This window comes from Dendronalium sp. ChiSLP03b, assembly GCF_034531165.2.
Taxonomy (GTDB): domain Bacteria; phylum Cyanobacteriota; class Cyanobacteriia; order Cyanobacteriales; family Nostocaceae; genus Dendronalium; species Dendronalium minutum.
In genome coordinates, this window is record NZ_JAVRBR020000133.1 from 1 (window position 1) to 5,278 (window position 5,278).

Consider the following 5,278-nt stretch of genomic DNA (forward strand, 5'->3'; position numbering starts at 1 on the left):
TTTGAAAGCAGTTTTGGTAGAATTTAGGTAACATTATCATTTGATAGGTCTTGTTGAGAATACCTGACCTATCTTTTTTTACCCCAAAACGGTCACACGCTCCTATTTCCTTGGCTTCAGCCGCTTTGTCACCCCGTCAGGTTTTTGGGTTAGGGCGCACTGACTACGATGTGTAGTCAGGGAATATCGCCAAAATCTGGTGTTACTGATTACCTACTCATCGTCAAGTGCAAATCGGCAAGAGTGATTGAAGCCAAACAGGTAACAACCAAAGCCAAGAAAAAGACAAAAACTCAGCCCCAATCACCTGCACAATTAGCATTACCATTAAAATAATGCCCAACCTGTACATTATCGGTGGTGCAAACGGTTCTGGTAAAACTACCGCCGCACTGCAAATCCTTCCCTACTTCCTAGAAGTATTTGAATATGTCAACGCAGATGAAATAGCAGCCGGACTTTCTCCTTTTAATCCTGAATCTGTAGCCATTCAAGCCGGACGATTAATGTTAGAAAGGCTAGAAACTCTAGTGAATACTGAAGCTGATTTTGCTTTTGAAACTACATTAGCGGCTCGGAACTTTGCCCGATTCTTGAGAGAATGTCAAGCTAAAGGTTATATTATCAACCTAATTTACTTTTGGCTACAAAGTCCTGAATTAGCTATTGCACGGGTAAAGAGACGTGTAGAAAGTGGCGGTCACAACATTCCTGAAGATACTATTCGCCGTCGCTATGAACGTGGAAGAAAGAACTTAATTGAATTATACTTACCCATGTGCGAACGCTGGATTGTTTACGATAACTCTAATCCGACTTTGCAGATAATAGCTGAACGCCCTTTAAATCAAGAACCTATAATATATCTACCCCAACTATGGAGTCAAATCACTAGTAATACTTATGAATAAGCCAATTCCTGAGAAACTATCTACCCAAATCGACGCAGGTGTTAAACTCGCTATTACTAAAGCTATTGAAAGACACCGCCGTTTAGGAGAATCTATCAGTATTTGGCAAGATGGTCAAGTTGTTACATTAACTGCCGAACAAATTCCTCCTCTCAAATCAGACGACTGAACTGCCCCCACCAGTCAATCTTAGAGGATGTGGTAACTTTACTCGCTTTTTAGTACAAATGGATAGTCAATCGCAAATACAGTCGCCGCCTGATACTTTTCTGACTCCACTATTGTCATTACGAGACTACTATGCTCCCTTAGTAGAAAAATACGAAAAGTTATACACGCAAGCATTAGACAATCTCAATCATGTAGAAGCATTACTATCTAATTGGTCTTCTAGCTCAATAACTAACGGCAAGCTGGAAACAATGGAGGCGGGAGCTTCAGTTGTTACGGCTCCTATAGAGGAAAACTTGTTATCAGAGAACAGCGATAGTATTACTGAGGCTGAAGTCAGCTTGGTAGAACCTATCAACTCCTCTGTACAAACAATTGATTTAGAGGAAAGTGAATCATCTCAAGAATTTCCAAATCTTGAGATCCCGTCAGTGGTGGACGAGGTATTTACCGCTGCACAAAAAGAAAATCGCCCGTTATCAAATAGCGATCGCACTACTGAAGTGGATTTGGTAGAACCTATCGACTCAGAAGTTAAACAAACTCCCGAAGGTGAGATAAACGAAGGCTATTCACCATCTGGCGAAGATGAAAACTCACCAGCACTAACATCTACAGGTATAGAAACATCACACTCAGCAGGGCAAAAACCGCTCAAGTTTTCAGATATTCCAATGCTGTCAGAATATCGGTCAATAAGCCGTACTGAAGCAGTACAAAAACTATTAGAAAAATATGCTGGCACTGTCTGTCACATAGATTTTATCGTGCGATCGCTTTACGGAGAGTTGGAGCCAGATGTTTTCAAAGTAGTAAAAGGCAGAGTTCAATCAACACTCACTAATGGTAGAGAAAGCAATAGATGGTTCCTTGTTCCTGGTAAACCTGGCTGTTTTACTTTGGATTTAAAATTACTAAACTCGAATCGTAAAAGTAGTTCTGACAAACAGAGCAAAAGTAAAAATAACAAACCCGACCCTAGGGCAAAAACTAATCTCATCCCGATGCTTGGGAAATTTGAAGGGCAATTTTTAATTGATGCGCTCACTTCTTTGTTGCAACAAAATCCTCTTCAAGTTTTCAATGTAGCTGAAGTTATCGAACAATTATATGGAGAACTTGATGAATCAGATGTCAGAGAAGTTAAACCCAAAGTACTAAATGAATTATCACGCGGGCATCGCACAGGGCGATTCTCAAGAGTGCCTAATGAAATAGGACTTTACACTTGGGACAGTAAGTTACTCCAACAGACCAGCGCTGGCTGAAATGCAGTGTATCGCCTGTGATGGAGCAACGCGATTTTCTGAAATCGTCCTGAAATGAGCAATCTTCTCGCGGGGGTAGAGGAAAGTGCTGGGGGAGAAAAGAGAAAAAATAGTAATTTTTGCTACTAAAACTCTACTAAATCCACTTAATTTCTTTCTCTGACCCAGCCTCCCCAGCCCCCAGCTGGAGCCATCTCACTCTCCGAAGCGTTGCTCCCGCCATAACTGTGCTTGCTTTTTATCATCTACTAGCGGTTGTGTACCTTGATTTAACTGTCTGCGTAGGCAAAGCCCGCCGAAGGCATCGCCTAATCTTTCCACCCCTAACTCGTTATATCTTTTTACCAATGCGTACATCCATGTTCTGCTGTAGCCAGTGATTTCCTCTACTCCTCCGTTTTTTTTCCTTGTGCTAATAACCAGATAATTTGATGCTGACGGCTTTCTACGCCATCTTTAGCTTGACGGTAATGTTTTTCTAGCTCTTCCAAATTCAGATGTGCAGCTACACTAATTCGTTTTGGCATTAGTCATCTTTGCACTCATTCCTTTGCCGTCTACCTTCATTTTTTGCACCTTCTAGGGCATTACACTTTTTCCTAAATTCGTGGAATGCCCTAGAATCTAAGAAAAGTTAAGGTTTATACCATTTCACGAAAAATCTGATACAGATTTAACCATTGAAAGCTTTGCTGTATCTAAGTTTTTTAATTGCAAATTGCGAATTGTGAATTGTGAATTGGTATTACTGGGAAGCGATCACTTCTGAGCAAGCCTCTATGCTTGAAGGGTGAATGTGTTGAAATTGATCGATGCTAAACGTTAATCCAGAACGAGGCATTGCATATACTTGGGGGTCTACACCACAAGAGCGACTGATGTCCTTCCCTTGCGAACGCTACATGTCGAATGCTGACGAAGCATATTTTCGAGCTATTGATGTGCAAGCACCAGCGCCAGTATTATTTCGGTGGTTATGCCAATTGAAGGTAGGTTCTTACAGTTATGACTGGCTTGACCACCTTGAACGAATATTTTTTCATGGTGCTGAGTCAATTCCCACTCATCCCAGTCCAAAGCAACTGCTTTCGGGTGTGGAAAATTTAGCTGTTGGTCAAACAATCATGGGCATTTTTAAATTAGTTGAGTTTGAACCAAATCGACATTTGACGATAGTAACTGATGATGAGCAAGCCATTTCTATTTTTGGTGATATTGCTGCAAGCTATGTCGTAATACCAAGAACGGCAAATGCTTGTCGCCTTATTCTTAAGGGGAATATTCGCTATCCCAGAAATCGCTTTTGGTCATGGATACGCTATTTTTTGCCGTGGGCAGACTTATTAATGATGCGTCAGCAATTTTTGAGATTAAAAAATTTAGCTGAAAACCAAGCTTAATCGGTGGCTATTTGCCCGATATTAGTTCAAGAAAAAAGTAAGAAACACACTATGGTATCAAACTAGTAAACGGCTGACCGCAAACGTTTATAGTAGGTAATGCTCTGTAACTTCCTTGCTCGGTCGCAGCTTTAACTTCTTCTCTGTGTTTATTTTTCATCAATTTTGTTATTTCTCTACCTGCTCGCGCCTCTATGTAAAGTAGTTTAATTTAACCTGAATATGTTTTTACTCAATTTAATTGAATTGCCATAAAGACAATGATACATCGTAGCTTTCTTTTAATTATTCTCCTTTTAATCGGATTACTATCAACTATTTTAACCATATACTTTAGCTTAAATTATTCAGGATTCTGCTTTGCAAAGCTGCGTTATCTCAGCGATGAAGAGAAGATAAAATTAGCTTTTGATTCTCTAAATAGTGCAGAAAAATTAAGTATACAAATTGCAGGAGAAAGGCAAGATCGCAAATTTATTAAGTATAAATCTTTTGATGAATATATTAAAGAAAATCCTGATTGTTGTGTCATTAATCCTCCTGGTGGTTCCGATTTACCTCTACCTGAATATTTAGAGCGTATATTTGGCTATCATTCTGGTAATTATGTACGAATTAACTTTAAAGTACGCTAATTAGATGAAAACGACTTACAAAAATATCAAAAAATTAGTGTAGATCTTCCTTTGCAAAATTGTGGTGAAACAGCAAGTTTAAATTAAAATTTAATAATTAAATAAGAAGAGGAATAATAGCAAATATAACAAAGAATGTTATTACAATTTCAGAAGTGATTATACCCTTTTGTAATCATGCTTTGACTCAGGTAAGTGAAATCTAAGAAAAGTGGAAGTCTGCTAACTAAAAAGCTTTGTTGATAAAGGCTTCTGAAGCCAATGCTGCGTACCTTGATTGCGCGGTCGCAGCTTGAAAATTGCGTTTGCTATCGCTTATGTTGGCATTCGTCACAATTTATTTTCTTCTGATTGATTGTGGTCAAAATAAAAAATGCCTAAGCCCTAGCATTATGAAATACTTTTTAAGTTGATATTAAGATGGCATTGGGATTAGTGGGATTAGCCATAATAAGAAAAGACTACCAATTTAAGGCTTGGAATAACAAGAATCTCTGCTTCGTGTTTGGAGGAGTAGTAACTTCCTTTTCTAGAAGCAGCGAGAACAATTTTGGACAAAAGTGAGCTACTTGCACCCGAACAACCCAAACCGGGCCAAGTGCCTTCACTCGTCCATGTACTGGGAACTGGTGTTTCTTTCCATGATTTATAGGTGTAATTGGGATCTTTGCTTTTTCTTGAATAGATAGCGTCATTAAAAAAATTGATCCCTTTGCGGTCAATGGCATCCGTAGTTACATTTGTTAGTCGAAATATAACCCTCTTTTATCACTTTGGGAGAACCCAATCGCTGAAAGCCTTTCGAGGCTTTAATTTCTAAGTTTTGGCTATAAATTTTAGTTACTGTTAGAAAATAAAGGCTCAAAGCTTGACTCAATCAAAGTTTCAGAATC

7 protein-coding genes and 1 pseudogene are annotated in these 5,278 nt (G+C 39.0%); 6 read left to right on the forward strand and 2 right to left on the reverse strand.

The features are described 5' to 3' along the window. Positions 1–168: 168 nt before the first annotated feature. From RMY31_RS30945 to RMY31_RS30960, 4 genes are read left to right on the forward strand one after another with little or no spacing between them, the layout of a single operon-like run. A complete protein-coding gene (locus RMY31_RS30945; protein ID WP_409878917.1) occupies positions 169–336 on the forward strand; it encodes a hypothetical protein in 168 nt (55 codons plus the stop codon). Next, on the forward strand, positions 336–911 hold the full coding sequence (locus RMY31_RS30950; RefSeq protein ID WP_322665422.1) for a zeta toxin family protein: 576 nt from the start codon (positions 336–338) through the stop codon (positions 909–911). Before RMY31_RS30945 ends, RMY31_RS30950 begins: the two co-directional genes overlap by 1 nt. Continuing rightward, positions 904–1,080, forward strand: coding sequence for a hypothetical protein (locus RMY31_RS30955; RefSeq protein WP_322665424.1), 177 nt, complete (start codon positions 904–906; stop codon positions 1,078–1,080). The genes RMY31_RS30950 and RMY31_RS30955 overlap by 8 nt, the downstream gene beginning before the upstream one ends. 58 nt (positions 1,081–1,138) lie before the next feature. Continuing rightward, positions 1,139–2,350: a hypothetical protein gene (locus RMY31_RS30960; protein ID WP_322665426.1), complete on the forward strand. Its 1,212-nt coding sequence runs from the start codon at positions 1,139–1,141 to the stop codon at positions 2,348–2,350. 216 nt (positions 2,351–2,566) lie between these two features. On the opposite strand, the pseudogene RMY31_RS30965 reads toward RMY31_RS30960, so the two are convergent. Next, a pseudogene (locus RMY31_RS30965) lies at positions 2,567–2,877 on the reverse strand (IS630 family transposase); the annotation flags it as partial. 285 nt (positions 2,878–3,162) lie between these two features. On the opposite strand from RMY31_RS30965, the gene RMY31_RS30970 reads away from it, so the two are divergent. After that, the gene (locus RMY31_RS30970; RefSeq protein WP_322665432.1) at positions 3,163–3,750 is read left to right on the forward strand and encodes a hypothetical protein; all 588 of its coding nucleotides are present in this window, start codon (positions 3,163–3,165) and stop codon (positions 3,748–3,750) included. 260 nt (positions 3,751–4,010) lie between these two features. Next, a complete protein-coding gene (locus tag RMY31_RS30975; protein ID WP_322665437.1) occupies positions 4,011–4,385 on the forward strand; it encodes a hypothetical protein in 375 nt (124 codons plus the stop codon). A 461-nt stretch (positions 4,386–4,846) separates the two neighbouring features. Here RMY31_RS30975 and RMY31_RS30980 read toward each other — a convergent pair whose 3' ends face one another. After that, complete coding sequence (locus RMY31_RS30980; RefSeq protein ID WP_409878921.1) at positions 4,847–5,080, reverse strand: hypothetical protein; 234 nt, start codon at positions 5,078–5,080, stop codon at positions 4,847–4,849. Positions 5,081–5,278: the final 198 nt, after the last annotated feature.